Raw genomic sequence first — 26,557 nt, 5'->3', positions numbered from 1 at the left:
ATGTTCGTGAAAGGTGAGTGATGACCCAACCCCTGGATGAGATCGCGCAGGCCTTGCTGAGGGCCGCGCACAAAGCCGGTGCACTGGCGGCAGACGCCATCGTGGCCAGTGGTAGTTCGGTCTCGATCGACATCCGCGCCGGCGCGCTGGAACAGGCCGAAAGATCCGAAGCGACCGATATTGGCCTGCGGGTGTTCATGGGGCAGCGGCAAGCGATGGTGTCTGCCTCGGACACACGCGAGGCAACCCTTGAAGCGATGGCGACCCGCGCCGTCGCGATGGCACGCGAGGCCCCCGAAGACATCTATGCCGGGCTGGCCGATCCGGACCAACTGGCCCGGGATTGGGACATCGCGGCATTGGAACTGGTTGACCCCGCGCCCGAACCCGCCCCGACCGAACTGGAAGAGGACGCACGCCGCGCCGAAGCATCGGCACTTGCAATCGATGGTGTGTCTCAGGTGCAGGCGGCGAATGCGTCCTATGGCGTCAATCAGGTGCATCTGGCCGCCAGCAACGGGTTTACCGGCGGCTATCGGCGCAGCACCCGCGCGTTGTCTTGCGTCGCCATTGCCGGCAGCGGCACCGGGATGGAGCGCGACCATGACGGTGATGCCCGCATATGGCAGTCCGATCTGCGCAGCGCCGAGGATATCGGCACCATTGCCGGTGAACGCGCCGTCGAACGGCTCGGCGCACGGCGGCCCAAGACCGGGCGCTATCCCGTGCTGTTCGACGAGCGCATTTCCGGGTCATTGATCGGTCACCTGCTGAGCGCGACCAACGGCGCAATGATTGCGCGCGGGTCATCATGGCTGAGCGATGCATTGGGCCAGCCGGTCCTACCGGACCACCTGTCCCTGATCGAAGACCCCCACCGCCCCCGCGTTGGGGGTTCGCGTCCGTTCGATGGCGAGGGCTTGCCGACCCAGCGGCGCGCGATTGTGCAGGATGGCGTGCTGACCGGCTGGACGCTAGACCTATCCAGCGCCCGCAAGCTGGGGCTGGAATCGACCGGGAACGCGGTGCGCGGCACCTCGTCGCCGCCCTCGCCCGCGAACTGGAATCTGGAGCTAACGCCGGGCGATCTATCGCGCGAAGATCTGATCCGCGACATGGGCACGGGGCTTCTGGTCACCTCGCTGATCGGCAGCACGATCAACCCCAACACCGGAGATTATTCGCGGGGCGCTTCGGGGTTCTGGGTAGAGAATGGCGAAATTGCCTATCCGGTGAATGAATGCACCATCGCGGGTAACCTGCGCGACATGTTGCGCCGCCTCCAACCCGCCAATGACGCGCGGCCTTGGTTGTCGCGGGTGGTGCCATCGCTGATGATCGAAGGAATGACCCTTGCCGGAGGATGATAACGATCTGCCCCTGCTGATTGAAGCCGCCCGCGAGGCGGGGCGCATTGCCCTAGATATGTCCGGGCCATCGCTGCGGCATTGGAGCAAGCCCGGCGAGGCCGGCCCCGTATCCGAAGGCGATCTGGCGGTCAACGAGATGCTGGAAACCCATCTGCGCGCGGCCCGGCCCGATTATGGCTGGCTGTCCGAGGAAACGCCGGACAGCCCCGACCGCCTTGAGCGCGAAATCGCTTTCATCGTGGATCCTATCGACGGGACACGCAGTTATATCGAGGGCGCGAAATCCTGGTCTCACGCGCTGGCGATAACGCGGCACGGTATGGTACAGACGGCGGTGATCTATCTGCCGCGCCTTGATCTGCTGTATCATGCCAGCGCCGGTAAGGGTGCCTTCCTGAACGACGAGCCAATTCACGCCTCGCAGTGCGACCAGCTGGAGCAGGCGGAAATTCTGGCGACCCGGCGCAATATGGACACGGCCCACTGGCACAAGGGCGAGGTTCCGCATTTCAATCGCGCCCATCGCCCGTCGCTCGCCTGGCGCATGGCATTGGTCGCAGAGGGCAGATTCGACGCCATGCTGACCCTCCAGCCCAGTTGGGAATGGGATATTGCCGCTGGCGATCTGATCCTGCGCGAAGCGGGGGCGACCTGCACCGACCGTAAGGGCAATCCTCTGCATTTCAACAACCGCTACCCAAAGCGCGACGGCGTGGTGGCTGGTAACCCATTACTGTATGACAAAATCCGGGCGGCGCTGCGCCGGGACTGAACCAATACCTGCCTTGACCTCTCCGCCGGTTGACGTAATTTGCCGGCACGTACCGCCTTGAGAAAAGGAACTTATCATGAGCCAACGCCTACATCTCGTCTTTGGCGGTGAATTGACCGATCCGACCAAAAACCAGTTCAAGAATGTCGATGACATCCATGTCGTCGGCATGTTCCCGAACTATGAAAGCGCCTATGACGCATGGAAGGCCGAGGCGCACCGTACGGTAGACAATGCCCATATGCGGTATTTCATCGCTCATATCCATCGTTTGCGGGATGAAGAAACCGAGACCTCGAGCACGGAAGAGCTTGGCTAATCACATGGCTGCTCCGCTGGGGATTGCGACATATCGCGCGCTGCTGGGCCGTAAGATCCCGGCACCCTCGCAAAGCCGACGCAGTGACGAAGAACTGGTCTGGGTTCATGCAACCAATGGAACCCGCTTAGCCGCGCTACTGGATTTGGGCCATCGCCTGCAATCCTTACGCAACGATGTCAGATTGCTGGTCACGGTGGACGGCAGGGGCTTTCCTGCTGCGCCGGTACTGGATGACGACTCTACGAAACTTGTGGTGTTAGAGGACGATCAGCCTTCCGCCATCCAGCATTACCTTGATGAATGGGCCCCCAATATCTGCCTTTGGGCCGGTGGAAACCTGATGCCAAATATCATTGCAGCGGCCGCTGCACGGGCGGTGCCGATGGTGCTGCTAGATGTCGGAGAAACCGATCTGCCCACGCGTCGGCGTAAATGGTTCGTCGACATGACCCGATTGACGCTGGGAAAGTTCGATAAGGTGATGACAACCAGCGCCCCCACATCAGAAGCAATGCGCCGCCTCGGTGTGGCGGATGCGCGTCTGTCGGTGACCGGCCGTCTTCGTCCATCAGTCGCACCACAGCCCTGTTCCGAAAGCGAACTGACTTCGCTAACCCAGAAATTGTCCAGCCGCCCGGTTTGGCTGGCGGCGCACGTACAGGCATCGGAGTTCGCCTCTGTGATCGAGGCCCACCATGCCGCGCTGCGTCTGATACACCGATTGTTACTGGTGATTGTACCCGAACACGAGAACGATGCTGACCAACTGGCCGACATGCTGGCAGCGTCCAATCTGCGTTTCATGTCCTGGGAAAAATCCGCCCCGATCGAGGATCACAAACAGGTGCTGATCGCACCAGACCCGGCGAATATGGGCCTTTGGTACCGTGCCGCGCCCCTGACGTTTATGGCCGGCTCGCTGGAACCGGGTGTCGGCGGGCACAGTCCGCTTGAGGCGGCGGCGCTTGGTTCGGCAATCCTGTACGGGCCCAATATCAGCGCCCATCTCGAAAGCTATACGCGGCTGGCGGCGGGAGGGGCTGCCCACAGCGTCCATGATGGCCCCTCGCTCGGCGCTGCTGTCCTGCAGATGATCGCGCCCGACACTGCTTCGGCCATGGCGCTGGCCGGCTGGGAGGTCGTCACCGAAGGGGCCGAACTGACCGATCGGCTGCTTGATCTGATTCAGGACACGCTTGACTTTGGGCAGGTTCCCGATGCGCGCCCCTGAGTTCTGGAATGCGCCCCCCGATGCGCCGGGCTGGCAGGCAAAGATGCTGGCGCCGCTGGGCGCGCTTTATGCCAAAGCCACGGCGAGGCGGTTGGCCCACGGCACCGGAATTAATCCCGGCATTCCGGTGATCTGCGTCGGCAATTTGAACGCCGGCGGCACCGGCAAGACGCCGACGGTTATCTGGCTGTGCGAGGCCCTGAAGCTCATGGGCCATCAGCCCCACATCTTGTCGCGCGGCTATGGCGGGAAACTGCGCGGTCCGGTCGAAGTTGACCCCACCCGCCACCACGCCAACGAGGTCGGGGACGAACCCCTGCTGCTGGCCGCCTTTGCGCGCACCTGGATTGCGGCTGATCGCGCCGGCGGAGCGCAGACCGCCCAGCGCGAAGGGGCCAGCATCTTGATCTTGGATGACGGATTTCAGGATCCGTCGCTGGTCAAATCGCTGTCGATCATCGTGGTTGATGCGCAAACCGGGTTTGGCAATGGGCGCTGCCTGCCGGCCGGCCCACTGCGGGAACCGGTCGGAGCCGGCTTGGCCCGTGCCGATCTGCTACTGTCCATCGGCACCGACGCCGCGCAAGGTAAATTCGCCGCCCAGTGGGGCAAGAAGTTGACGGTGCCGCATCTGACTGGTGCGCTGGAGCCGCTGAAAACCGGGATGGACTGGGCCGACACTCCGGTTCTGGCTTTTGCCGGGATCGGTCGCCCCGACAAGTTTTTCGAGACATTGCGCGCTCTTGGTGCCGATCTGCGCCGCAGCGAGGCGCTAGTGGATCATCAGCCCCTATCACCCGCCCTCATGACCCGCCTAGAGGCCGAGGCGTTCGCCGTTGGCGCGCAGATGGTGACAACCGAAAAAGACGCGGTGCGTTTGCCCCCCACCTTCCGCAACAAGGTTCTGACCCTGCCGGTGCGGCTGCGGATCAATGACCACGATCAGCTGTGCGATATGCTACAGCAGGCTGCCCCGCCACTGGGGTGAATGGTCCGCCGATGCTCCCCGCTCCGGCATGAACAACGCAGATCGTGGCCGTCTCCGGCGGGGTGTGGACACAGAGTTTGACCAGTGCCGCATTCATCGCCAAATATGCGCCATGATGCTGCGTATATTGCTTCTCTTGTCCGTTCTCGCCGCTTGCGGAAGACCGCTGACGCCTGCCGAGACCGAGTTTGCCGCCCTCCTGCAAGGCGATGCGCTGGACCCCGAGCGCGTGCGTCTGGTCAAGGGCGCGCCGCTTGGGCCGGTCACCTTCCGCTATAAGCAACGCCCGCGCACCACCTGCCGCGAACGCATCCTGCCCCCTGTCACTGACGAGTACGTGACCAGCAAACCCACAGCCATGGCACTGTTCAACCATGTTCTTTTTACCCGCGAATGGTATTCCGACGATTATCTGTCGGGCTATCCCGAGCGTATCAATCTGATCGGCGCGATGCTGCTGGGACACGAGCTGACCCATGTGTGGCAGTGGCAGAACCGCGCGCAAACCGGTTACAGCCCGCTGCGCGCCGTCAGCGAGCATGGCAGCATTGACGACCCCTATTTGTTCGAAGTGACCGGCACATCAGAATTTCTGGACTACGGCTTTGAGCAGCAGGGCGCGATTGTCGAGGAATATGTCTGCTGCCGTGCCTTGGCCCCGCAGGCGGCGCGCACGGAACGCCTGCACAATATGCTGCGTCGCGCGTTTCCGGTGTCTGATCTGCCCGCATCGCGCGAACATGACGTGCTGCTGCCGTGGCGCGATGTCAAGCTGCGGGGCATCTGCGACTGATCTGCCGAATTTGCCGCGTGTCCTATCCTTTCTGGATCGATCCCAGAAAGACCATCAGCGCTGCTAGCGGGCGGGGCGTGGGTGTCATGACGCCATCCACCTCAACCGGAACGGATTCACCCTGCAACAGCAGCCCGAACTCGGGCATCGCATCGCGCGCCACCTTGCCGTGGCCATAGCCGTCGATTTGAGACAAAACGCGCGCGCGGGGAAATTCGCCGCCGTTACGGTCCGCAATCCGTGTCAGGTCCGGGGCGGTTTGTCCGCTGGTGAGCCTGCCGGTGCCTGCGCCGCGCGGGCCGTGGCAGGCGGTGCAGTTGTCGGCATAGACTTGCGCGCCCTCTTGCGCGGTCGGCATCAGATCGGCCGCACAGGACAGCGTTAACGCCAGAGCCGGAAAGGCAACAAAGGCTATTATTCTCATGGCTTAGCCCTCATTGTTTTGCAGCGATTCCAGATAGGCCAAAAGATCGGCGATTGGCACGCTTGTCATGATTGGCTGGCCATCAGGAGTTTTGATCGCGATATCTTCGCCCTCGAAAAACGGGCCGTAGACCGGCATTTGACTGCCATGGCTTACCAGCGGGTCACGTCCGTCAATACGCCGGACCACCCGTTCGGTTGGAAAGACGCCGCCGTTCTCTGCCGCCAGTGCGGTCAGGTCGGAAGGTTGCACCAACAGGACCCCGGCCATCGGTCCCTGACCCTGCATGTCGATGCCGTGACAGGTAGCGCAGTGCACCCGGTACAGATCTTCACCCATTTCGGCATCCTGCGCCATGATTGGCATAGCTGTCATGGTTAGCACGGTGGAAAAGGTCAGATGCAGCAGCTTCATGTCGCTTTCCTTGGGCATCGCTGCCGACAAGGTTCCAGCAAGCGCTGCAATATTTCAAGCTAGAATCCGTTTTGTGCCGGCTTTTTGTGGAAAGACTGGGGGCATGTCAGCCCACAATCTGTCCCTCTTCCAGCCGCAGCATACGATCCATACGCGCGGCCAGCTCCATGTTGTGGGTCGCAATCAGCGCCGACAGTCCCGTGCCGGACACCAGTTCCATCAGTGCAGCGAACACCTGCTCCGAGGTGGCCGGGTCCAGATTGCCGGTCGGCTCGTCCGCCAGCAACAGGCGCGGCCCGTTCGCCAAGGCGCGGCAAAAGGCGACGCGCTGCTGTTCGCCCCCCGATAGCGCCGCGGGGCGGTGCATGGCACGCGGTTTGATGCCAACACGGTCCAGCAGGTCTTCGGCGCGCGCGCGGGCCTCATCTGCGCCGGTGCCGTTGGCAAGTTGCGGCAGCACGATGTTCTCGGCGGCGCTGAACTCGGGCAGCAGGTGGTGGAACTGGTAGATGAACCCGATATCGCGCCGCCGCATCGCGGTGCGCGCGCGGTCAGAGGTGCCGGTCATGTCCTGCCCGCCAATCACGACCCGCCCCGCATCGGGCGTATCCAGCAACCCGGCGATATGCAGCAAGGTCGACTTTCCCGCCCCCGAGGGCGCCACCAGCGCCGCAACCTCGCCCGGTGCCAACGCCAAATCGACGTCGCGCAGCACTTGGACCTCGCCGGGTTTGCCACGGTTATAGGTCTTGGTCAGCCCCTCAAGGCGCAGGATCGGATCATTCATAGCGCAACGCCTCAACCGGGTTCATCCGCGCCGCGCGGCGGGCGGGAAAGATCGTCACCAGAAACGACAGCCCCAGCGACAAGGCCACTGCCGAAAGCACATCAGACAGATGCAGTTCCGCCGGCAGGTTGTAGATGCCCCTGATCGACGGATCCCAAACGCCGCCGCCCATCGCATAGTTCACGAAGGAAAAGATCGGGTCGATGTAAATTGCAAAGAGACAGCCCAGCACAACCCCCATCGCGGTGCCGATCAAGCCGGTAAATGCGCCGCAGATGAAAAACACCCGCATGACCGAGCTTTCGGAGAGGCCGATGGTGCGCAATATCCCTATGTCGCGACCTTTGTTCTTAACCAGCATGATCAACCCTGAAACGATGTTCATCGCCGCGATCAGCACCAGAATCGACAGAATCACGAACATCACATTATCTTCGACCTCCAGCGCACGCAGAAAACCACCCGAAGCGTCGCGCCAAGTCCAGACCTGCGCCCCGTCACCCGCTGCCCGAAGAATACTCAGCGCGATGGGCTCAATATGTTCTGGGTCCTGCACCATCACCTCCAGCTCATCCGCCACGCCCTCGCGGTTGAAATATGACTGGGCTTCGGCAAAGGGCAAATAGACGCGGGTGCGGTCGATATCATAGCGCCCGGCAGAAAAGATATAGACCACTTCATAGGCGTTGACGCGCGGGCTGGTGCCAAAGGGCGTCTTGACCCCCTCGGGTGAGATCAGCTTGATCTTGTCACCGATCTGCGCCCCGATCTCGCGCGCCACCCCCGAGCCGATGGCGATACCCTCGTCGAAGCGGCCCAGATCGCCGCGCGCTTGGTCGCTTTCCGCGATCCCCGGCAGGCTTTGCAGATCGCCCTTGGCGATGCCAAACACCTCGACCCCGGCATTGCTGCCACGTTGCGAAACCATCACCTGACCCCGTACCAGCGGCGCGGCGCGGATGACGCCTTGCACCTGCCCGACGCGTTTGGCCCAAGCGTCATAATCGGTAATGGTGCGATCAATCCGCCCGTCCTCGCTGATCTGCCCGGCGCTATATACGGTGACATGGGCATTCGCGCCCAAAATGGTGCTGACGAACTCCGCCCGGAACCCCGAGCGCACGGCCAATGTCGCAATCAGCGCAAACACGGCAAGGGTGATGCCGATCAGGCTGATCCAGGTCATCACGCTGACGCCGCCTTCGGCCCGGCGCGCACGCAGATAGCGCCAGGCAATCATCCACTCGAACGGGGCAAAGGGGGGCGGGGTGCGGGCCATATCAATTCCTGTCGCTCTTCTCGGGCGGTTTCGCCCCGGCGCACGCTGGCAATCACCTCGACCAGATGCCGTGGCGCGCCAGTTGTGCAAGATCAGGGCGGCGGGCCATCGTCCAAGATGCCGCCCTGTCCAGTGAGACCATTATTTATGCCGCGCGGATTGGCGCATAAATCTCGGCGACACGTTTCACCGCCTCTTGGGGGGGCAGTTCTTCGCTTTCGCCGGTGCGGCGGCAGGTCAACTCAACCACGCCGTTTTTCAGCCCGCGCGGCCCGACGGTGATGCGCCACGGCAGACCGATCAGATCCATCGTTGCGAATTTGCCGCCTGCCCGCTCGTTGCGGTCGTCGTAAAGCGGATCAAGCCCCAGCGCGGTCAGCGCCGAGTAAAGCGTCTCGCAAGCCCCATCGGCTTCTTCGTCGCCCTGTTTCAAGTTGACGATGCCACAATGAAACGGGGTCACGCCCTCGGGCCAGATGATACCCTTGTCGTCATGGCTGGCCTCGATGATCGCGCCCAGCAGTCGCGACACGCCGATGCCGTGGCTGCCCATATGCACCGGCACCGCCTGCCCATCCGGCCCCTGAACCGTCGCGCCCATAGCTTCGGAATATTTAGTGCCGAAATAAAAGATCTGTCCGACCTCGATACCGCGGCTGCTGCGACGACGTGCCTCGGGGATTTGGTCGAACAGGGCCGCATCATGGGTTTCGTCGGTGCGGGCATAGGGCGTTGTCCATTCCCGCACGATATCGGCGCACTGTGCGTGATCGTCATAATTCACGGTGCGATTGCCCAGCGTCAGGTTCAAGATATCAGCATCATAGAACACTTCGGATTCGCCGGTTTCCGCCAGCACAAGGAATTCATGCGTGTCGTCACCGCCGATCGGGCCACTGTCGGCACGCATCGGGATCGCCTTAAGCCCCATGCGCTCGTAAGTGCGCAGATAGCTGACCATATGGCGATCATAGGCGTACATCGCGTCCTCTTTGGTGAGGTCGAAATTATAGCCGTCCTTCATTAGGAATTCGCGCCCGCGCATGACGCCGAATCGGGGGCGGATCTCGTCGCGGAATTTCCACTGGATCTGATACAGCGTCAGCGGCAGATCCTTATAGCTGCTGACATTGCTGCGGAAAATATCGGTGATCAGTTCCTCGTTGGTCGGACCATACAACATATCGCGTCCGTGCCGGTCGGTGATCCGCAACATCTCTTGGCCATAATCGTCATAACGCCCGCTTTCGCGCCACAGGTCCGCCGATTGCAGCGTTGGCATCAACATCGGAAGATGCCCGGCACGTGCCTGTTCTTCGTGCACGATATTTTCAATCTTGCGCAGCACACGATAGCCCAGCGGCAGCCAGGAATAGATCCCTGCTGTGGCCTGCTTGATCATACCCGCACGCAGCATCAGGCGGTGACTGACGATCTGCGCTTCGGATGGGGTCTCTTTCAGCACGGGAAGGAAATAGCGGGACAGGCGCATGAAACGGGAACCTTTCGGGGTGTTCTGTGGTTGCCCTGATCTATGCCAAAGGGCGCGGGCAGGCAATCGGGCAATATGCGTCCTCCCCTTGCAACGCCGTGCTGTTTGGGCAATGTGGAGACAAAGCAGCGATTTAGGGACAGCATGTCACTTTCAGCGGGCGATCAGCTAAAGTACTGGGGCATCGCCGCACTGGTGTTCGCCATCGTGCTGTGGTTTTTGGGCCATGTGCTATTGCCCTTCGTGCTCGGCATGGCGATTGCCTATTTCCTTGATCCTTTGGCCGACCGCCTGCAACGATGGGGTCTGTCACGCGGGGCGGCGACAGCAGTGATTACGGCAGGCGCAGTACTGATTTTCATTCTGGCCGCGCTGCTGGTGATCCCGTCACTGGTATCACAGACTGTTGATCTGATCGATCTGGTTCCCGTACTGGTGAACCGCCTTCAGGAATTTCTGGCGCAACATTTCCCAAACGCCTTGGACGAAGGCTCACCCGCTCGCAATGCGTTGGCCTCACTGGGCCAGGCGATCAAGGAGCGCGGGCCAGCACTGTTCGAAAAGCTGCTGGGCTCAGTGGGATCGGTCATCAACGTGATCGTGTTGCTGGTCATTGTTCCCGTGGTCGCGGTCTATATGCTGCTGGACTGGGACCGGATGACCGCGCGCATCGACAAGTTGCTGCCGCGCGATCACGCGCCGGTGGTGCGCCGTCTGGCCCGCGACATCGATTCGTCTCTGGCCGGGTTCATTCGCGGCATGGGCACCGTCTGCCTGATCCTCGGCACCTATTATGCGGTGGCGCTGATGGCGTTGGGGCTGCAATTCGGGCTGGTGGTCGGCTTCGTGGCGGGTATCTTGACTTTCATCCCCTATCTCGGTGCGATGATCGGCGGCGCATTGGCAATCGGTCTGGCATTGTTCCAATTCTGGGGTGACTGGGGCTGGGTCGCTGCGGTCACGGGGGTCTTTCTTTTGGGCCAGTTCGCCGAAGGCAATTTTCTTACACCCAAGCTGGTTGGCAATTCCGTCGGGTTGCATCCGGTATGGCTGATCCTTGCGCTATCGGTGTTTGGGGCCCTGTTCGGCTTTGTCGGAATGCTCGTAGCGGTGCCGCTGATGGCAGCGATTGGCGTGATTGCACGATTTGCAATAGACCAATATCTGAAAAGCAGTCTTTATGGCGGCGTTTCAGGATCAGCAACGAACTTGGTCCACGGAGCACAGGAGCGGGATCAACCCTGAGATGGAAAGCCAATTGCATTTCGACCTGCCCGTAAAGCCGGCGCTGGGGCGTGGTGATTTTTTCGTTTCACCCGCCAACGCTTTGGCGGTTGCCATGATCGACCTGTCGGAAAGCTGGACCGGCGGCAAGCTGGTGCTCAGCGGGCCGGACGGGGCCGGCAAGACCCATTTGGCCCATGTCTGGGCCACCGCCAGCGGCGCGCAGATCATTGCCGCGCGCGATCTGCCAGCAGCGGACATTCCGGCACTGGCCTGCCACCCTGTCGCTGTCGAGGACGTGCCTGAGATCGCCAACGATCCGCAAGCGCAAGAGGCGCTGTTCCACCTGCATAATCTGGTTCTGGCTGAAGGCCATCGCCTGCTGCTGACCGGGCGCGCCGCGCCGCGCCACTGGCACCTGACTCTGCCTGATTTGCAAAGCCGGGTCGAAGGCACCCACCATGTCGCACTGAACCCGCCAGACGATGTGCTTTTGGCGGCGGTTCTGGCAAAGCTGTTCGCCGATCGCCAGATCACGCCGAAACCCGATCTGATCCCCTATCTGGTCACGCGGATTGATCGCTCTTTCGATGCCGCGGCAACCATCGTGACACGTCTGGACCGGGCCGCGCTGGCCGAGGCCCGCCCGTTGACACGCGCCCTTGCGGTGCGAATGCTTGGCGAAGATAGCGCGGATTGCGATACAACTTGAACCAGAAACGCGATAGGCTGCACCAGCTTGCTGTTGAACAGGCCGGAAAAGCATTTGAATGACCCATGCCGATTTCCTGAAATATCCCTTTCCTGACCCTGTTGCCCTGGCTGATCTCGACATCTCAGGGCCGGGACGCTTCTACAATCGCGAACTCAGTTGGCTGGGCTTCAACTGGCGTGTTCTGGAAGAGGCCGAAAACCCCCGCGTGCCTCTGCTGGAACGGCTGCGCTTCCTGTCGATTTCCGCCAACAACCTAGACGAATTCTATACCGTGCGCGTTGCCGGTCTGCGCGAATTGGCGCGGTCGGGCAACGTCACCCCCGCCGCCGACGGATTGACCCCCGCCGAACAACTGGTCCTGATCGACGAAAACGCGCGCCGACTGATGCAATCGCAACAGCGTATCCTGACTCGGCTTGAGGCCGAATTGGCCGATGCCGGAATTTCCCTGCTCGACCATGATGCGGTAAAACCGGCAGATTTGCCCTTTTTGGACGACGTGTTTCTAAACCGGGTCTTTCCCGTCTTGTCACCACTGGCTATCGACCCGGCGCATCCCTTTCCTTTCATCCCGAACTCCGGCTTTTCGCTGGCTCTGCAGCTGGAACGGGTGCGCGATGGCCGCACCTTGCAGGCATTGTTGCCGATTCCCAACCAGATCGACCGCTTCATTGCCTTGCCCGGTCACGGTGCGACGCAGCGGTTTCTGCCACTGGAGCAGTTGCTGCTGCTCAAGATCGAAACCCTGTTTCCCGGCTACAAGCACAAGGCGCATTTCGAATTTCGCGTATTGCGTGACAGCGATCTTGAGGTTGAGGACGAAGCCGAGGATCTGGTCCGCGAGTTCGAAGTCGCTCTGAAACGCCGCCGTCGCGGCGAGGTTGTGCGGATGACTCATTCGGCGGGGGCTCCGGCCCAATTGATGAACATTGTCATGCGGGAACTGGGCGTCAGCCCGGGCGAGGTGGTCGAGGTCGGAGGCATGATCGGTATGGCGGACCTCGGCCAGTTGGTTCGCGACGACCGCCCCGACCTGCTTTGGCCCGTTTTCACCCCGCGCGTTCCCGAACGCGTCACCGATCACAACGGCGACCTGTTCGCAGCGATCCGGCAAAAGGACATGCTGCTGCACCACCCCTATGAGACCTTCGACATGGTGGTGCGCTTCCTGCAACAGGCCGCCCGCGATCCAGACGTGGTGGCGATCAAACAGACGCTTTACCGCACGTCCCGCGAGAGCCCGATCGTCAGTGCCCTGTGCGAGGCCGCCGAAGACGGCAAATCGGTCACCGCGCTGGTCGAATTAAAAGCGCGGTTTGACGAGGCCGCCAATATCCGCCAGTCGCGGCGGTTGGAGCGGGCGGGCGCGCATGTGGTCTATGGCTTCATCGACCTCAAGACCCACGCCAAGATGACCACCGTGGTGCGGCGCGAGGGCGACAAGTTGGTGACCTACACCCATTACGGCACCGGAAATTACCACCCGATCACCGCCCGCATCTATACCGACCTGTCGCTGTTCACCTGCGACCGCGCGCTGGGGCGAGATGCGACCAAAGTGTTCAATTACCTGTCCGGTTATGCGCAGCCCGAAGTGCTGGAAAATCTCGCCATTTCACCGCTGACTTTGAAATCCCGCCTGCTGGAACTGATCGAGGCTGAGATCGCCCATGCCGCAGCCGGACGCCCGGCGGTGATCTGGGCCAAGATGAATGCCCTGATCGACCCCGAGGTAATCGACGCGCTGTACCGTGCCTCGCAAGGGGGGGTAAAGATTTCTCTGATTGTGCGCGGGATCTGTGGATTGCGCCCCGGCATCAAGGGATTGAGCGAGAATATCCGTATCAAATCCATCGTCGGGCGCTTTTTGGAACATTCGCGCATCGTGTGCTTCGGCAATGGTCACGGCCTGCCAGACAAAAGCGCCCGCGTGTTCCTGTCCTCGGCCGACTGGATGGAGCGCAACCTGACGCGACGGGTGGAAACCCTGATCGAGATCAACAACAAAACCGTCAAAGCCCAGATCGTCAGTCAGATCATGGCCGCCAATCTGGCGGATGTGGCGCAAAGCTGGGTGATGGAACCCGACGGCAGCTTTGCCCGACCGGCCCCGGACGAGGGCGCTTTCGCCTTCAATTGCCACAGGTTTTTTATGGAAAACCCGTCGCTTTCCGGGCGCGGATCGGCAGGGGCGTCTGATGTGCCGGTATTGACCCATACCGAAGACTGAGTGCCAAATATGTGTAAGCCTTGCGACCAACGTGCCGATGGCGCATTTTAAGCGCTGGAGATGGGGGAACACATGAACGAAGAAGCGCAGGCCGCGACTCCGGCATGGGGCCCATTTGGCCGCGCGTTGTTTGATTCACCCGGCGCGCGGAAATTGTCACGGGTTGGCGTGGTCGATGTTGGCTCGAACTCGGTCCGGCTGGTGGTTTTCGATGGTGCCGCGCGATCGCCAGCTTATTTCTATAACGAAAAGATCATGTGCGGCCTTGGTGCTGGCATGGCTGAAACCGGCACCTTGAACCCCAAGGGGCGCGAACGCGCATTGGCGGCCCTGCATCGGTTCCAACATCTCGCGCAGGGTATGGGTATGTCTCCGCTGACGGCCGTGGCCACCGCCGCCGTACGCAATGCCAGCGACGGCCCCGATTTCCGGGCAGAGGTGCAGCGCGCAACCGGACTGAAGATCTGGGTGATCGACGGCGACGAAGAAGCCCGCCTATCGGCCCAAGGCGTGCTGCTCGGCTGGCCGGGCGCCTATGGCTTGGTCTGCGATATGGGCGGCTCGTCGATGGAACTTGCAGAAATCAACGAGGGGCGCGTCGGGCGGCGGACTTCGTCTTTGCTTGGGCCGCTGAAACTGAGCACCCTGCCGGGTGGGCGCAAGGGTCGGCAGGCCCATATTAAGCAGGTGGTCGAAGATCTCAGCGCCGAGATGGGGCCCCAGCGTGATCGGTTATTTCTGGTCGGCGGCAGTTGGCGTGCCATTGCCCGGATCGACATGGCGCGACAGGGATATCCGCTGCGGGTCCTGCATGAATATCGTATGACTGCGAAATCGCTGCGTGACACGGTCAGATATATCGAAACCACCGACCCCACCATATTGCGGCGCGCCACCGGCGTCTCATCGGCGCGCATGGCGCTGGTGCCGATCGCCGCCGACGTGCTGACCCGTCTGGTGCGAACCTTTCGGCCCAAGGATATCGCAATTTCCAGCTATGGTATCCGCGAGGGACTGCTTTACGAACAGATGCCGCAGCGTCTGCGCGACCGCGATCCGCTGATCGAATCCTGCCGGTTTTCCGAATCCAAGGACGCGCGCATGCCCGGCTTTGGCAAGACGCTGTTCAATTTTGTGATGCCGCTGTTCAAATCCGCCCCCGAAAGCCGCATCCGGCTGGTCAAAGCCGCCTGCCTTTTGCACGATGTCAGTTGGCGCGCTCATCCCGATTATCGCGCCGAAGTCTGTTTTGACAACGCCACGCGCGCAAATCTGGGCGGGCTGGATCATTCTGAACGGGTGTTTCTGGGCCTTGCGTTGCTGCACCGCTATTCCAACAAGCGCGAAGGCACCCGGTTCGAGCCGCTTTACCGCTTGCTGGACGAGAAACGCCAGAATGAGGCTGAAATTCTGGGCAAGGCCATGCGCTTTGGCGCGATGCTTTGGATGCAAAAAGATGCACAGATGGCGGCGCTGCGTTGGTTTCCGAAGAAAAAGCTGTTGGAATTGCGCCTGTCGCGGGATGCCAGCGCGCTTTATGGTGAGGTGGCCGAGGCCCGTTTCAAATCGCTCGCCAAATCACTGGGCGCAGAAGTTAGCGTGAAACTGCTGAAATAGCCCGGATCAGATCTCGATTTCGTCAGTACCGCGGTCAGGCGTTTCCTCAAGTGGCGGTGCCTCGGGTTTGCGGCGGATGATGATATCGCCATTTGGCAGAACTTCGGGCATTTCGTATACGCTCCAGTCCTTCACCTGCCCCATCAGGTCGGCCAGCGCCGGCCCCATTTCAGCCATGAAACTCTGCATTGCGGGGCCGAATTCTTCGGCCAGCTTGCGCATGTTCTCCATCGCCGGCGACATCTCGTCACTGAACCCTTTGAGGAACAATTCAAGCCCTTGCTGCATCAGTCCACGTCCCTCGGGTTCCGTGGTGTCCTGAGCGATAGCGGGCTGGGCAGCGATGACCAGCGCAAGAATGGTTTTGCGTATCATGTGCCCGAATATAGGGCGCAGCTTGCCCCGTGGAAAGGGTTGGGCGTGATGATTATCCGCCTACGGTCCCGATCAAGTCGCTGTGGCGCTGATATCGTCCCAGGCGCGGTTGATATCGACCAGCCGCTTTTCTGCCATCTTGATCGCCTCGCAGGGCACGCCGCGCGCGATCATGCGGTCGGGGTGGTTCTCGCGCACGAGCCGCTGCCACGCTTTGCGGATCTCTGCACGCGGAGTGCCCGGCGTAACCCCCAGCACCGCATAGGGATCACAGGGAGAATCCGGCACAAATCGCGCCCGCACAGCGCGGAACTGCGCACCGCTCAGACCGAAAATTTCCGCAACATCGGCAAGAAAGCGATCTTCTGCCGGGTGATATTGGCCGTCCGCAAGGGCGATATGGAACAGGCCCTCCATCAGATCGCACAGCATTTGACGGTCATTTGCAAACATCCGCCTGATTCGACGGGCGTATTGGCGATAGCCTGCGACGTCGCTCCGGGCGAGATTGAACACATGCGCCGCACCGGCCTCGTCTTCACGGGCGATTTGAAACACTTCGCGGAAGGCAGCGACCTCATCGCGGGTCACCTTGCCATCGGCCTTGGCCATTTTGGCACCTAAGCCAATCACCGCAATGGCAAAGGCGACACTGCGTTCGGGCCGGCTGCGCAACCGGTCGAAAACGGCGGACAGGCTTTCGCCCTTGCCCAGCGCAGCCAGCGCGTCAGTGATACGGGTCCAGAGTGACATGACGCATACCTAACCTCCTGACGCTGAACTGTCAGGTACAGTTTATCCTTTCGTCTTCAAAAGTTAGTGCAGATAGCGCAGGCCATGCGGTGTATCGATTTCGGCCACCAGCCCCGGCGCGCCGTTTTCAAAGCTCACCCGGGGATCATCGAAGACCGGTGTAAGCATCCGTTGCAAGGCCAAGGCTTCTGGGTGAATCACGATAAGTTGCCGCAACGCACAGCTGCATTGAGTCAAAACCACACTCGGATGGGGGCTTTGCCATTGGATCAGGGCCGGATGCAGATTGTTAAAGGGTAGCCCGCCATCCTGCGGTACTGCCATGGTCCACGCCAAATTGCCGCGCACCAGATTTACCGGATTGCCAGCTTGCGGCAGGTGGGACAGCGCCGCAATCAAATCCTCGGATCGGCAGATCCAGTTGGTCAGGCGCGGGAGGCCGACGAAATGGTCCAGATCGAACCACCGCGCGCGTTTGGGTCGCGGGGCGGACGGATCAATGGCAATCGCTTCGATATAAAGCCCCGCATCCAAACCGAGAAGCCGATTATGGGTTCCAAAAACTTCATGCCGCCCACCGGGTTGCATCGCCACGCCCAGCGCACTTTCGATGGTTTCGGCAGCCTCTTCCAGCGACTCGCCTGATACGGCAATATGATCGAGTTGCATCCTCGTGGTCCCGATTGTTCGCGACATTTTACGCCAGTGACGATCGGAAACAAAACTGTTTCTGCGCGGTCACAGAAACCAAACTAGCCCGGCCCAGAAAACCGCCACCAGCGTCGGATAGAACGTCGCCGCAGCCCCGAAGGCACGCAGCGGCGGCGATAGGTGATAGCCGAGCCAGAAGGCCAGCCGCGCCAGCACAAACCCGCCCCCCAGCGCCAGCACGACAGCGCCGCCCAGAACGAAAGCAACCAGCGGCCACAACAACAGAGCCAGCGCCGCCTGTTCAAGCGTATTCATCAGAACCCGCTGATCTATGTCGGTCGGGCTGCCCGGTGGCGGCGCGTCCCCGTCGATCAGCTGATCGTCAAAGAAACGCCGCTGCGCCAACCGGGCGATCAGCGCTGCGATTACCAGACCCGGCCCCAGAAAGGCGCCGGGCAGAGCGATGGGCGGGGGCAGAAACGGCCAATTCGCCGCCTGCACCAGCCCCACCAGACCCAGCGCCCAAACTGCGCCGACTGCCATACCCAAAGCAATCTGCGCACGTTTTTGCATCAGGCGCGAGCCTCGCGGATTAGGCGCAGAATGTCCTGCGCAGCGGTCGGGATATTGGTGCCGGGGCCGAAAATCGCCTTGACGCCATTATCAAACAGAAACTGGTAATCCTGCTGCGGAATGACGCCGCCGCAGATCACGATGATATCGTCGGCGCCAATCTCGTTCAGTGCCTGTACCAGCTGCGGTGCCAGCGTCTTGTGTCCGGCGACCTGGCTGGAGATGCCGATCACGTGAACATCGTTGTCTACTGCGTCCTGCGCCGCCTCTTGCGGGGTTTGGAACAGCGGGCCGACATCCACGTCGAAACCGATATCGGCGAAGGCGGTAGCGATCACTTTGGCCCCCCGGTCGTGCCCGTCCTGCCCCATTTTCACTACCAACATACGCGGACGGCGGCCTTCGGCCTCGGCAAATTCCTCGACCGCTTTCTGAATCGCCGAAAAGCCCTCGTCCCCTTCATATGCCTTGCCATAGACCCCTGCGAGGGTTTTTACCTCGGCCCGGTGGCGGCCAAATTCCTTTTCCATTGCCATGCTGATCTCTCCAACGGATGCACGGGCGCGGGCGGCTTCGACCGCAGCCTCCAGCAGATTTCCGCCCTCGCGCGCGCGGCGGGTGAGTTCGTCAAGCGCTGCCGTGCAGGCAGCCTCGTCGCGGCTGGCGCGGATCTTTTTTAGCCGTGCGATCTGACTGTCGCGCACCTTGACGTTGTCGATATCCAGAATGTCGATCGGGTCTTCCTTGTCCTTGCGGTATTTGTTGACGCCGACGATCACTTCGTCGCCCCGGTCGATCATCGCCTGCCGTGTGGCAGCGGTCTCTTCGATCCGCAGCTTGGGCATTCCGCTCGCGACCGCCTTGGTCATGCCGCCCATCTCCTCGACCTCTTCGATCAGCTTCCAGGCCTCTTCGGCCAGGTCGTGGGTCAGCTTTTCGACGTAATACGAACCTGCCAGCGGGTCGATCACATTGGTGACACCGGTTTCTTCCTGCAGGATCAACTGCGTGTTGCGCGCAATCCGGGCGCTGAAATCCGTGGGCAGAGCAATCGCCTCGTCCAGCGCGTTGGTGTGCAGCGATTGGGTGCCGCCCAGAACCGCGCTCATCGCCTCATAGGCGGTGCGCACCACGTTGTTGTAAGGATCCTGCTCTTGCAAGCTGACACCGCTGGTCTGGCAATGGGTGCGCAAGGTCAGCGACCTTGGGTTCTTTGCGCCAAATTCGGTCATGATCCGGTGCCAGAGGAACCGCGCCGCGCGTAGTTTGGCGGCTTCCATGAAAAAATTCATGCCGATGGCGAAGAAGAACGACAGCCGTGGCGCGAAGTGGTCCACCTCCAGCCCTGCATCAAGCGCCGCGCGCACATATTCGCGCCCATCCGCCAGCGTATAGGCCAGCTCTTGCACCAGGTTCGCGCCGGCCTCTTGCATGTGATAGCCAGAAATTGAAATTGAGTTAAAACGCGGCATTTCATTCGCGGTGTATTCGATGATGTCGCTGACGATCCGCATGCTGGGTTCGGGTGGATAGATATAGGTGTTGCGGACCATGAACTCTTTCAGGATATCGTTCTGGATGGTGCCGGACAGGACCGATTTGTCGTGGCCCTGCTCTTCGCCCGCAACAATGAAACTGGCCAGAACCGGAATCACCGCGCCATTCATCGTCATGCTGACACTGACCTGATCCAGCGGAATCCCGTCGAACAGGATTTTCATGTCCTCGACGGAGTCGATGGCGACACCCGCCTTGCCGACATCTCCCTGCACGCGGTCGTGGTCGCTGTCGTACCCGCGATGGGTCGCCAGATCGAAGGCGACGCTGACCCCCTGCTGCCCCGCCGCCAGCCCGCGCCGATAGAACGCGTTGGATTCCTCGGCTGTCGAATATCCGGCATATTGCCGGATCGTCCAGGGACGGCCCGCATACATCGTCGCCTTGACCCCGCGGGTATAGGGCGCAAACCCCGGCAAGCTGCCAAGATGATCGACCTCAGCCAGATCCTCTTCGGTATAAAGCGGCTGAACCGGGATACCTTCAAGCGTGTTCCAGGTCAGATCTTCAATCGGTCTGTCACGCAGTTCCTTTTCCGCCAAGGCCTGCCATTCCTTTTTCGTGGTCATGGTCATGTCTTCCTTTTGTCTGGTCGGTCACGGGCAGGTGGCCTCTGCCCCGGTTCATTCAGGATTGTCGAGCAATCGGGCCGTTAAGTGCCGGGCGGGCTTCCCCTAGGTTCAATTCAGCGGTCGCAATCGGGCTGTGCATCGCTATATTCTCAGGTACAGGAGTGCCCATGAAAAAGACCCTAGCCTTTGTTCTGTCGATATTAATCGCGGTTCCAGCTTTCGCCTTGGAAAGCGCAGATGCGCAGGTGAGCGCCATCATCCAGCCCGCCGATGACGCGGACCTGAGCGAGTTTCTGTGGACCAACCGTCCGCTGATCGTATTCGCCGACAGCCCCGCCGATCCGCGGTTCACGCAGCAGATCGCAAACATCAAAGCCGATCCCAACGCTTTACGTGTGCGCGATGTGATTGTCCTGACCGATACTGATCCCGCTGCACGCTCGCCCTTGCGCCAAAAACTGCGTCCGCGTGGGTTTATGCTGGTATTGATCGCCAAGGATGGAAGCGTCACCCAGCGCAAACCGCTGCCGTGGACGGTGCGTGAGATATCACGCGCCATCGACAAGACGCCCGAGCGCAAACGCGAAATCGAGGACCGCCGCGGTGACGGATGAGGGCCACCGCAGACTGCCGCGCTTTGGACCATATTCATGTGGACTGACAGCAACATCTCGCTCTATTCGAACTCCATGATGATCTCATCCACCGCCAGACTGTCGCCCGGAGACGCATTGATGACGCTGACGACACCCTTGCGCTCGGCGCGCAGAATGTTTTCCATCTTCATCGCTTCAATCGTGCACAACGCCTGACCTTCTTCCACTTCATCGCCGGGCTCGACGTCGATTTTGACGATCAGTCCCGGCATCGGGCAGATCAGTTGCTTGGAGGTATCCGCGGCAATCTTTTCCGGCATAAGCGCGGCCAGTTCGGCTTGTCGCGGGGTGCGCACATGCACCTCTAGGTCGGCACCACGGCTGCGCAGGCGAAAGCCGCCGCTGATCTTGCCGACCTTCAGCACCAATTGGCGGCCATCCACATCCAGCACCGCCAGTTTATCACCCGGTGTCCAATCGCTGACCACCCGCTGCACGGCACCATCGGCAAATTTGACGGTCGCGCCGTCATGGTCGGCATTTACTTCCGCCTCAAAGCGTTGGCCCTGCAAGGAAACCACCCAGTCGCGGCCGACCTTGCGTTCGTGGTTGTCCATTCGTCCGGATACCCGCGCGCGCCGGATTTCGGCGACCCGATGCATCGCCGCTGCCGCCGCCGCGATGCGGCGCAGATCCGGCTCAGGCAGATCCACACCTTCGAACCCGTCGGGATATTGTTCTTCGATAAAGGCAGTGGTCATTTCACCGGCGACAAAGACCGGATTATCCATCACCGCTGACAGGAACGGCAGGTTGTGACCGATGCCTTCGACCTCGAAACTGTCCAACGCCACCCGCATCGCCTCGATGGCCTCGGCGCGGGTGGGCGCCCAGGTGCACAGTTTGGCAATCATCGGGTCGTAATACATGCTGATTTCGCCGCCCTCATAGACGCCGGTATCGTTGCGCACAGCCTCGGTCCCCTTGGGCGCATCGCCCTGCCATTTGCCGCTGTCGGCCAGTGGCCCAGCGGCGATCTCTTGCGGCGGCCGGTAACGGGTCAGCCGTCCGATCGAGGGCAGAAAGCTGCGATAGGGGTCTTCGGCATATAACCGGTTTTCGATGGCCCATCCGGTCAGTTTGACGTCGTCCTGAGTCATGCTCAGCTCTTCGCCATTGGCGACGCGGATCATCTGCTCGACCAGATCGATACCAGTGATCAGTTCGGTAATCGGATGCTCGACCTGAAGACGGGTGTTCATTTCCAGAAAATAGAAGTTCTTGTCCCCGTCGACGATGAATTCGACCGTGCCGGCGTTGGTATAGCCCACGGCTTGAGCCAAGGCGACGGCCTGTTCACCCATGGCACGGCGGGTTTCCTCGTCGAGAAACGGGCTGGGGGCCTCTTCGACGACCTTCTGGTTACGGCGCTGGATCGAACATTCGCGCTCACCCAGATAGATCCCGTTGCCGTGCGTGTCGCACAGCACCTGAATCTCGATATGGCGCGGCTGGGTGATGAACTTTTCGACAAAGATGCGATCATCGCCGAAACTGCTCGCCGCTTCGTTTTTCGAGCTTTGGAAGCCCTCACGCGCCTCGGCGTCATTCCATGCGATCCGCATGCCCTTACCGCCGCCGCCGGCGCTGGCCTTGATCATCACCGGATAGCCGATTTCATTGGCGATTTTCACCGCCTCATCGGCATCGGCAATAATTCCCATGTAACCGGGGACCGTCGAGACCCCGGCCTCCTGCGCGATTTTCTTGCTGGTGATCTTGTCGCCCATCGCCTCGATCGCGCCTTTGGGCGGGCCGACAAATGCAACACCTTCGGCGGCCAGCGCCTCGGCAAATTTGGCGTTCTCGGCCAAAAAACCATAGCCGGGATGCACCGCCTGCGCGCCGCTTGCGCGGACGGCCTCCATCACCTTGTCGATCACGATATAGGACTGGCTGGCAGGAGCGGGGCCGATATGCACCGCCTCGTCCGCCATTTCGACATGCAGCGCGTTCCTGTCGGCCTCCGAATAGACGGCAACGGTCGCGATGCCCATCTTGCGAGCTGTCTTGATGACGCGGCAGGCGATTTCGCCCCGGTTCGCGATCAGGATCTTGTTGAACATGGAAAGTCCTTCGGCTGGAGTATGTTGAAATGCAAAAAGCCGCACCCGGACCGTTGTCCGAATGCGGCTTGCGCGATTGAACTTATTCTACGCGGGGCCGTCAGCCCTGCCCTGAATTTATCTGCACTTGCCGGGGTTGTTCTGGCAGTAAAGCGCGTTGCCCGCTGCCCCGACTGCCGCACCGCCAAGGATGTTGCCATCCAGCACCGCAGCCGTGGCTGCGCCAGCCCCTGCCCCGTAAAGCGCCTGTTCACCCAAGGTGTCACCACAAGCCGAGAGCCCGGCCATAACTCCGAAAACAGCAGCGAATTTGAGGAAACGCATGGTGTTGATCCTTTTTCTATACTTTTGCTCGATTGTTTAACCCAAGACCCGCTTCTCAAGTTCCACAAGGTGGCTGTCTGAGTACCAGCGGAATTCCGCCGCTTTGGCCACGAACTGCCGGTATCGCACCGGAAGTCGCGGAGGCTCGAACAGTATACCCAAACCTGTCCGATCCGAGAAGGGATTCGGAACAGGCGGTTTGCATTCGCCGCTCTTTTGGCGACACCATTGACCAAACCAATCCTGAGCGCAACTCTGGGCCAAGTCAGGATGCGGCCTACACAGGCCATCCTTACGACCACTCGCCGCCGATTCCTGCACTCCATTCGCAATTCCGCGCCGGTCATGTTCTGAAAACTTCCGGAAAACTGGCGCTTGCGACAGCGACATCGATCTTCAGCAGCGCATCATAACTGGCGGGGTCGAACGGGTCCTCGGCGGGAACGACCTCGCGGCCGAACAGCCAACTTATCCGGCCAGCGTCAAGATTTCCGCGCTCGAAGGGCTCTTCGCCGAAATGCGCCCAGAGCGCTGCAAGAAACGCCTGATCCGCGCGCCGATCTGCTGGCCGACGGTCGGCAAAGCGTTCACGGCGTATGATCGATGTCGCGCCTTTGGGATTGGCGCGGCGCAAGGCGAACTGGTAATCAGTGCCCGAAAGGCGCCCGGGAAACCCCCGATGTTTCTTCATGACAGCGCCTTTCGGATCGGATGAGGCGCCGGGATTGAGACCGGCCGGCAAGCCGGTCCCGTCAGAAACTTGTCAATACTTGCTGGTGTAAACCGGCTCTGTCGAGACAGGCTCAACCGCAACATATTCTTCCTGCGGCGGCTTGGTACACGCAGCGACTGCGGCGACAAATGCGAATAAGGCGAGGGTTTTGACGGTCTTAGCCATAATGGCCTCCTTACTGTCCGTTCGAGGTTTACAAAGCCATCTGGCCCTGCTCGCCTCATTGAGGAGAAATCGGCTGCACGATCACAACCAACTCCAAGCATACCTGATTTCGCGCCGTGGACATATCCATTTGCGCACCCTTTCACAGCCTTCGCCATGCGACGCGCCAAACCGGACCAACGCCCGACCACCCTGATAACCTGTTCAGTCATCACCCAATTCCCTCCCAAACGCAGCCCTTATTGGTCGCGCGGTAAACTTCAAATAGTTGGATTGCATCACGATCAGACGCGCCAAACTCAACCGCCACATCAGAAAAAGAGATGACGATACGAGCGGGAGTCAGCCCCTGTTCGGTGATATAGGGCAATACGATTGTTTCGCAGAGATGGTCCATATCCACGACAGCGATATCCAAATCGCCGATATGGGCAATCTCTGGCGCTGTAAAACGGAAGCGCAACCACGGCTCGCCCGGATTCTCGTCAATGAGAACCTCGCGCAACTCAAGCGGCTGGCCCGAAGGCACAGTCAGCTTGCCTTGTGCCCAAACCGGGGCAACATACGCCAAAGTGATTACCGCGCCTGCCAAAGTCCGGCGAAGCGTCAGTGGTTGCGCAGCGCCTCGATCAGCTGATCTTTGGACATGTTTGAGCGCCCGTCGATGCCGATTTCTTGCGCGCGGTCGTAAAGCTCGGCTTTGGTCCACTCCTCGTAAGGCGGATTTTTGCCCCCTTTCTGCGACGGATTCATATCCTCGTTCGCCTGCGCATTGGCGATGCGGGCGGACTTTTCCTTGGAATACCCCTTGTCGCGCAGCGCTTCGTAGGTCTCTTCGTCCTTGATGCTGGACATGTCCTTGTCTGGCATGACGCCCTCCTTCTGTCAGAGGAAACGCTTGGGCAGCCATCGCGTTCCCTTTCCTCACAGTGGAATATTGTCGTGCTTCTTCCACGGATTGCTCAGCTTCTTATTGCGCAGCGAGGCGAAGGCACGGCTGACACGGCGGCGGGTCGAGCGGGGCTGGATCACCTCGTCGATAAACCCGCGCTCGGCGGCGACGAAGGGGTTGGCAAAGCGCTTTTCGTAATCCTCTGTGTGCCGGGCGATCTTTTCTGGATCGGCCAGATCGGCACGGTGGATGATCTCGGTCGCGCCCTTGGCGCCCATCACCGCGATTTCGGCAGTCGGCCACGCATAGTTGAAATCGCCGCGCAGGTGCTTGGACGCCATCACGTCATAGGCGCCGCCATAGGCCTTGCGGGTGATCACCGTCACCTTGGGCACCGTCGCTTCACCATAGGCAAACAGCAATTTAGCACCGTGCTTGATGACACCGCCATGCTCCTGCCCGGTGCCGGGCAAGAAGCCGGGCACATCTACGAATGTCAGGATCGGGATCTCAAACGCATCGCAGAACCGCACGAATCGCGCCGCCTTGCGGCTGGAATCGTTGTCCAAACACCCGGCCAGCACCATCGGCTGGTTGGCGACGACGCCGACGGTGCGGCCTTCCAGCCGGATGAACCCCGTAATGATGTTCTTGGCGAAATTCTCCTGAATTTCATAGAAATCGCCCTCGTCCGCGACCTTTTCGATCAGCTCCTTCATATCATAGGGCGTGTTGGCATTTGCAGGGATCAAGGTGTCAAGACTGGGCTCGATACGTCCGGGCTCATCGAAAAATGGCCGGACCGGCGCCTTGTCACGGTTGTTTAAAGGCAGGAAATCAACCAGCCGGCGCACTTCGGCCAGCGCTTCGACGTCGTTTTCAAATGCGCCATCGGCAACGCTGGATTTTTGGGTATGGGTGCTGGCACCACCCAATTCCTCGGCGGTGACGACCTCATTGGTCACGGTCTTGACCACATCGGGGCCGGTCACGAACATATAAGACGTGTCCTTGACCATGAAAATAAAGTCGGTCATTGCCGGAGAATACACTGCCCCGCCCGCGCATGGCCCCATGATCAGGCTGATCTGCGGCACCACGCCGCTGGCCATGATATTGCGCTGGAACACCTCGGCATAACCGGCGAGGCTGGCGACACCTTCCTGAATTCGCGCACCGCCGGAGTCATTTATGCCGATCACCGGTGCGCCGTTCTGCACCGCCATATCCATGATTTTACAAATTTTCTCGGCGTGGGTCTCCGACAAAGATCCCCCGAACACGGTAAAGTCCTGGCTGAACACATAGACCATACGGCCGTTGATCGTGCCCCAACCGGTCACCACACCATCCCCATAGGGGCGCTGCTTTTCCATGCCAAAGTCGGTACAGCGATGGGCGACGAACATATCGAACTCTTCAAAGGAATCCTCGTCCAACAGCAATTCGATCCGCTCGCGCGCCGTCAGCTTGCCGCGCGCATGCTGGGCATCGACGCGGGATTGACCACCGCCAAGACGGGCGTCGGCACGGCGATCTTCGAGCTGGTCAAGAATTTCTTTCATGGCACGTCTTCCCTGTC

The 26,557-nt window shown here is 60.7% G+C and carries 28 protein-coding genes; 11 read left to right on the top strand and 17 right to left on the bottom strand.

Features of this window, described 5'->3' with window-relative positions:
* Positions 1 to 20: 20 nt before the first annotated feature.
* From JAO82_RS07080 to JAO82_RS07055, 6 genes are all read left to right on the top strand, one after another.
* Positions 21 to 1,367, top strand: a complete 1,347-nt coding sequence (locus JAO82_RS07080) for a TldD/PmbA family protein (protein ID WP_198685673.1) — start codon at positions 21 to 23, stop codon at positions 1,365 to 1,367.
* Positions 1,354 to 2,142, top strand: coding sequence for an inositol monophosphatase family protein (locus tag JAO82_RS07075; RefSeq protein WP_198685672.1), 789 nt, complete (start codon positions 1,354 to 1,356; stop codon positions 2,140 to 2,142). The genes JAO82_RS07080 and JAO82_RS07075 overlap by 14 nt, the downstream gene beginning before the upstream one ends.
* A gap of 76 nt (positions 2,143 to 2,218) precedes the next feature.
* Positions 2,219 to 2,461 carry a DUF4170 domain-containing protein gene (locus JAO82_RS07070; RefSeq protein WP_198685671.1) on the top strand — a complete coding sequence of 81 codons (243 nt, stop codon included), beginning with the start codon at positions 2,219 to 2,221 and terminating at the stop codon, positions 2,459 to 2,461.
* 4 nt (positions 2,462 to 2,465) lie between these two features.
* A complete protein-coding gene (locus JAO82_RS07065) occupies positions 2,466 to 3,695 on the top strand; it encodes a 3-deoxy-D-manno-octulosonic acid transferase (protein WP_198685670.1) in 1,230 nt (409 codons plus the stop codon).
* Positions 3,682 to 4,683 carry a tetraacyldisaccharide 4'-kinase gene (gene lpxK / locus JAO82_RS07060; protein ID WP_198685669.1) on the top strand — a complete coding sequence of 334 codons (1,002 nt, stop codon included), beginning with the start codon at positions 3,682 to 3,684 and terminating at the stop codon, positions 4,681 to 4,683. The genes JAO82_RS07065 and lpxK overlap by 14 nt, the downstream gene beginning before the upstream one ends.
* A gap of 115 nt (positions 4,684 to 4,798) precedes the next feature.
* The gene (locus JAO82_RS07055) at positions 4,799 to 5,476 is read left to right on the top strand and encodes a hypothetical protein (RefSeq protein WP_198685755.1); all 678 of its coding nucleotides are present in this window, start codon (positions 4,799 to 4,801) and stop codon (positions 5,474 to 5,476) included.
* Between the two features lie 22 nt (positions 5,477 to 5,498).
* Here JAO82_RS07055 and JAO82_RS07050 read toward each other — a convergent pair whose 3' ends face one another.
* The 5 genes from JAO82_RS07050 to proS all read right to left on the bottom strand — a co-directional run bounded on the left by JAO82_RS07050 (position 5,499) and on the right by proS (position 9,872).
* Positions 5,499 to 5,900 carry a c-type cytochrome gene (locus tag JAO82_RS07050; RefSeq protein ID WP_198685668.1) on the bottom strand — a complete coding sequence of 134 codons (402 nt, stop codon included), beginning with the start codon at positions 5,898 to 5,900 and terminating at the stop codon, positions 5,499 to 5,501.
* A gap of 3 nt (positions 5,901 to 5,903) precedes the next feature.
* On the bottom strand, positions 5,904 to 6,314 hold the full coding sequence (locus JAO82_RS07045; RefSeq protein WP_198685667.1) for a c-type cytochrome: 411 nt from the start codon (positions 6,312 to 6,314) through the stop codon (positions 5,904 to 5,906).
* A gap of 106 nt (positions 6,315 to 6,420) precedes the next feature.
* Positions 6,421 to 7,101 (bottom strand): ABC transporter ATP-binding protein, encoded by a 681-nt coding sequence (locus JAO82_RS07040; RefSeq protein ID WP_198685666.1) that lies wholly within the window; start codon positions 7,099 to 7,101, stop codon positions 6,421 to 6,423.
* Entirely contained in the window at positions 7,094 to 8,380 is a 1,287-nt protein-coding gene (locus JAO82_RS07035) for a lipoprotein-releasing ABC transporter permease subunit (RefSeq protein ID WP_198685665.1), read from the bottom strand. The genes JAO82_RS07040 and JAO82_RS07035 overlap by 8 nt, the downstream gene beginning before the upstream one ends.
* A 145-nt stretch (positions 8,381 to 8,525) precedes the next feature.
* A complete protein-coding gene (gene proS, locus JAO82_RS07030) occupies positions 8,526 to 9,872 on the bottom strand; it encodes a proline--tRNA ligase (protein ID WP_198685664.1) in 1,347 nt (448 codons plus the stop codon).
* A gap of 144 nt (positions 9,873 to 10,016) precedes the next feature.
* Here proS and JAO82_RS07025 point away from each other — a divergent pair, with 144 nt between their 5' ends.
* The 4 genes from JAO82_RS07025 to JAO82_RS07010 all read left to right on the top strand — a co-directional run bounded on the left by JAO82_RS07025 (position 10,017) and on the right by JAO82_RS07010 (position 15,658).
* Positions 10,017 to 11,117 carry an AI-2E family transporter gene (locus tag JAO82_RS07025; RefSeq protein WP_198685663.1) on the top strand — a complete coding sequence of 367 codons (1,101 nt, stop codon included), beginning with the start codon at positions 10,017 to 10,019 and terminating at the stop codon, positions 11,115 to 11,117.
* Position 11,118: 1 nt separating this feature from the next.
* Positions 11,119 to 11,808 (top strand): P-loop NTPase family protein, encoded by a 690-nt coding sequence (locus tag JAO82_RS07020; protein ID WP_198685662.1) that lies wholly within the window; start codon positions 11,119 to 11,121, stop codon positions 11,806 to 11,808.
* A 58-nt stretch (positions 11,809 to 11,866) separates the two neighbouring features.
* Positions 11,867 to 14,041 (top strand): RNA degradosome polyphosphate kinase, encoded by a 2,175-nt coding sequence (locus tag JAO82_RS07015; protein ID WP_198685661.1) that lies wholly within the window; start codon positions 11,867 to 11,869, stop codon positions 14,039 to 14,041.
* Between the two features lie 72 nt (positions 14,042 to 14,113).
* The gene (locus tag JAO82_RS07010; RefSeq protein WP_198685660.1) at positions 14,114 to 15,658 is read left to right on the top strand and encodes a Ppx/GppA family phosphatase; all 1,545 of its coding nucleotides are present in this window, start codon (positions 14,114 to 14,116) and stop codon (positions 15,656 to 15,658) included.
* Between the two features lie 6 nt (positions 15,659 to 15,664).
* Here the strand turns inward: JAO82_RS07010 and JAO82_RS07005 are convergent, their stop codons facing one another.
* From JAO82_RS07005 to scpA, 5 genes are all read right to left on the bottom strand, one after another.
* The gene (locus JAO82_RS07005; protein ID WP_198685659.1) at positions 15,665 to 16,033 is read right to left on the bottom strand and encodes a hypothetical protein; all 369 of its coding nucleotides are present in this window, start codon (positions 16,031 to 16,033) and stop codon (positions 15,665 to 15,667) included.
* Positions 16,034 to 16,105: 72 nt separating this feature from the next.
* The gene (locus tag JAO82_RS07000) at positions 16,106 to 16,786 is read right to left on the bottom strand and encodes a TerB family tellurite resistance protein (RefSeq protein ID WP_198685658.1); all 681 of its coding nucleotides are present in this window, start codon (positions 16,784 to 16,786) and stop codon (positions 16,106 to 16,108) included.
* A gap of 63 nt (positions 16,787 to 16,849) precedes the next feature.
* A complete protein-coding gene (locus JAO82_RS06995) occupies positions 16,850 to 17,455 on the bottom strand; it encodes a VOC family protein (RefSeq protein WP_198685657.1) in 606 nt (201 codons plus the stop codon).
* A gap of 69 nt (positions 17,456 to 17,524) precedes the next feature.
* Positions 17,525 to 18,010 (bottom strand): MAPEG family protein, encoded by a 486-nt coding sequence (locus JAO82_RS06990; protein ID WP_198685656.1) that lies wholly within the window; start codon positions 18,008 to 18,010, stop codon positions 17,525 to 17,527.
* Positions 18,010 to 20,136 carry a methylmalonyl-CoA mutase gene (gene scpA / locus JAO82_RS06985; RefSeq protein WP_198685655.1) on the bottom strand — a complete coding sequence of 709 codons (2,127 nt, stop codon included), beginning with the start codon at positions 20,134 to 20,136 and terminating at the stop codon, positions 18,010 to 18,012. Before scpA ends, JAO82_RS06990 begins: the two co-directional genes overlap by 1 nt.
* Positions 20,137 to 20,306: 170 nt before the next feature.
* Here scpA and JAO82_RS06980 point away from each other — a divergent pair, with 170 nt between their 5' ends.
* Complete coding sequence (locus JAO82_RS06980; RefSeq protein WP_198685654.1) at positions 20,307 to 20,753, top strand: DUF4174 domain-containing protein; 447 nt, start codon at positions 20,307 to 20,309, stop codon at positions 20,751 to 20,753.
* A gap of 62 nt (positions 20,754 to 20,815) precedes the next feature.
* Here the strand turns inward: JAO82_RS06980 and JAO82_RS06975 are convergent, their stop codons facing one another.
* The 7 genes from JAO82_RS06975 to JAO82_RS06950 all read right to left on the bottom strand — a co-directional run bounded on the left by JAO82_RS06975 (position 20,816) and on the right by JAO82_RS06950 (position 26,540).
* On the bottom strand, positions 20,816 to 22,861 hold the full coding sequence (locus JAO82_RS06975) for an acetyl-CoA carboxylase biotin carboxylase subunit (RefSeq protein WP_198685653.1): 2,046 nt from the start codon (positions 22,859 to 22,861) through the stop codon (positions 20,816 to 20,818).
* Positions 22,862 to 22,978: 117 nt separating this feature from the next.
* Complete coding sequence (locus tag JAO82_RS06970) at positions 22,979 to 23,185, bottom strand: hypothetical protein (protein WP_198685652.1); 207 nt, start codon at positions 23,183 to 23,185, stop codon at positions 22,979 to 22,981.
* A gap of 343 nt (positions 23,186 to 23,528) precedes the next feature.
* The gene (locus JAO82_RS06965) at positions 23,529 to 23,876 is read right to left on the bottom strand and encodes a hypothetical protein (protein WP_198685651.1); all 348 of its coding nucleotides are present in this window, start codon (positions 23,874 to 23,876) and stop codon (positions 23,529 to 23,531) included.
* 72 nt (positions 23,877 to 23,948) lie between these two features.
* On the bottom strand, positions 23,949 to 24,083 hold the full coding sequence (locus tag JAO82_RS14370) for a hypothetical protein (protein ID WP_269812820.1): 135 nt from the start codon (positions 24,081 to 24,083) through the stop codon (positions 23,949 to 23,951).
* Positions 24,084 to 24,294: 211 nt separating this feature from the next.
* Entirely contained in the window at positions 24,295 to 24,654 is a 360-nt protein-coding gene (locus tag JAO82_RS06960) for a DUF6497 family protein (protein WP_198685650.1), read from the bottom strand.
* A 35-nt stretch (positions 24,655 to 24,689) separates the two neighbouring features.
* Positions 24,690 to 24,953: a DUF7218 family protein gene (locus tag JAO82_RS06955; protein ID WP_198685649.1), complete on the bottom strand. Its 264-nt coding sequence runs from the start codon at positions 24,951 to 24,953 to the stop codon at positions 24,690 to 24,692.
* Between the two features lie 54 nt (positions 24,954 to 25,007).
* Complete coding sequence (locus JAO82_RS06950; RefSeq protein ID WP_198685648.1) at positions 25,008 to 26,540, bottom strand: acyl-CoA carboxylase subunit beta; 1,533 nt, start codon at positions 26,538 to 26,540, stop codon at positions 25,008 to 25,010.
* Between the last annotated feature and the right edge of the window lie 17 nt (positions 26,541 to 26,557).

It is taken from the genome of Pontibaca salina, assembly GCF_016307205.1.
Taxonomy (GTDB): domain Bacteria; phylum Pseudomonadota; class Alphaproteobacteria; order Rhodobacterales; family Rhodobacteraceae; genus Pontibaca; species Pontibaca salina.
This window is presented reverse-complemented; position numbering and strand designations above follow the sequence as displayed.

What these genes read in the sequence shown, in the direction of transcription:
- JAO82_RS07080 (WP_198685673.1), top strand. Translation starts at nt 21, where the DNA reads ATGACCCAACCCCTGGATGAGATCGCGCAGGCCTTGCTGAGGGCCGCG.
- JAO82_RS07070 (WP_198685671.1), top strand. Translation starts at nt 2,219, where the DNA reads ATGAGCCAACGCCTACATCTCGTCTTTGGCGGTGAATTGACCGATCCG.
- JAO82_RS07065 (WP_198685670.1), top strand. Translation starts at nt 2,466, where the DNA reads ATGGCTGCTCCGCTGGGGATTGCGACATATCGCGCGCTGCTGGGCCGT.
- lpxK (WP_198685669.1), top strand. Translation starts at nt 3,682, where the DNA reads ATGCGCGCCCCTGAGTTCTGGAATGCGCCCCCCGATGCGCCGGGCTGG.
- JAO82_RS07055 (WP_198685755.1), top strand. Translation starts at nt 4,799, where the DNA reads ATGCTGCGTATATTGCTTCTCTTGTCCGTTCTCGCCGCTTGCGGAAGA.
- JAO82_RS07050 (WP_198685668.1), bottom strand. Translation starts at nt 5,900, where the DNA reads ATGAGAATAATAGCCTTTGTTGCCTTTCCGGCTCTGGCGTTAACGCTG.
- JAO82_RS07045 (WP_198685667.1), bottom strand. Translation starts at nt 6,314, where the DNA reads ATGAAGCTGCTGCATCTGACCTTTTCCACCGTGCTAACCATGACAGCT.
- JAO82_RS07040 (WP_198685666.1), bottom strand. Translation starts at nt 7,101, where the DNA reads ATGAATGATCCGATCCTGCGCCTTGAGGGGCTGACCAAGACCTATAAC.
- JAO82_RS07035 (WP_198685665.1), bottom strand. Translation starts at nt 8,380, where the DNA reads ATGGCCCGCACCCCGCCCCCCTTTGCCCCGTTCGAGTGGATGATTGCC.
- proS (WP_198685664.1), bottom strand. Translation starts at nt 9,872, where the DNA reads ATGCGCCTGTCCCGCTATTTCCTTCCCGTGCTGAAAGAGACCCCATCC.
- JAO82_RS07025 (WP_198685663.1), top strand. Translation starts at nt 10,017, where the DNA reads ATGTCACTTTCAGCGGGCGATCAGCTAAAGTACTGGGGCATCGCCGCA.
- JAO82_RS07020 (WP_198685662.1), top strand. Translation starts at nt 11,119, where the DNA reads ATGGAAAGCCAATTGCATTTCGACCTGCCCGTAAAGCCGGCGCTGGGG.
- JAO82_RS07015 (WP_198685661.1), top strand. Translation starts at nt 11,867, where the DNA reads ATGACCCATGCCGATTTCCTGAAATATCCCTTTCCTGACCCTGTTGCC.
- JAO82_RS07010 (WP_198685660.1), top strand. Translation starts at nt 14,114, where the DNA reads ATGAACGAAGAAGCGCAGGCCGCGACTCCGGCATGGGGCCCATTTGGC.
- JAO82_RS07005 (WP_198685659.1), bottom strand. Translation starts at nt 16,033, where the DNA reads ATGATACGCAAAACCATTCTTGCGCTGGTCATCGCTGCCCAGCCCGCT.
- JAO82_RS07000 (WP_198685658.1), bottom strand. Translation starts at nt 16,786, where the DNA reads ATGTCACTCTGGACCCGTATCACTGACGCGCTGGCTGCGCTGGGCAAG.
- JAO82_RS06995 (WP_198685657.1), bottom strand. Translation starts at nt 17,455, where the DNA reads ATGCAACTCGATCATATTGCCGTATCAGGCGAGTCGCTGGAAGAGGCT.
- JAO82_RS06990 (WP_198685656.1), bottom strand. Translation starts at nt 18,010, where the DNA reads ATGCAAAAACGTGCGCAGATTGCTTTGGGTATGGCAGTCGGCGCAGTT.
- scpA (WP_198685655.1), bottom strand. Translation starts at nt 20,136, where the DNA reads ATGACCACGAAAAAGGAATGGCAGGCCTTGGCGGAAAAGGAACTGCGT.
- JAO82_RS06980 (WP_198685654.1), top strand. Translation starts at nt 20,307, where the DNA reads ATGAAAAAGACCCTAGCCTTTGTTCTGTCGATATTAATCGCGGTTCCA.
- JAO82_RS06975 (WP_198685653.1), bottom strand. Translation starts at nt 22,861, where the DNA reads ATGTTCAACAAGATCCTGATCGCGAACCGGGGCGAAATCGCCTGCCGC.
- JAO82_RS06970 (WP_198685652.1), bottom strand. Translation starts at nt 23,185, where the DNA reads ATGCGTTTCCTCAAATTCGCTGCTGTTTTCGGAGTTATGGCCGGGCTC.
- JAO82_RS06965 (WP_198685651.1), bottom strand. Translation starts at nt 23,876, where the DNA reads ATGAAGAAACATCGGGGGTTTCCCGGGCGCCTTTCGGGCACTGATTAC.
- JAO82_RS14370 (WP_269812820.1), bottom strand. Translation starts at nt 24,083, where the DNA reads ATGGCTAAGACCGTCAAAACCCTCGCCTTATTCGCATTTGTCGCCGCA.
- JAO82_RS06955 (WP_198685649.1), bottom strand. Translation starts at nt 24,953, where the DNA reads ATGCCAGACAAGGACATGTCCAGCATCAAGGACGAAGAGACCTACGAA.
- JAO82_RS06950 (WP_198685648.1), bottom strand. Translation starts at nt 26,540, where the DNA reads ATGAAAGAAATTCTTGACCAGCTCGAAGATCGCCGTGCCGACGCCCGT.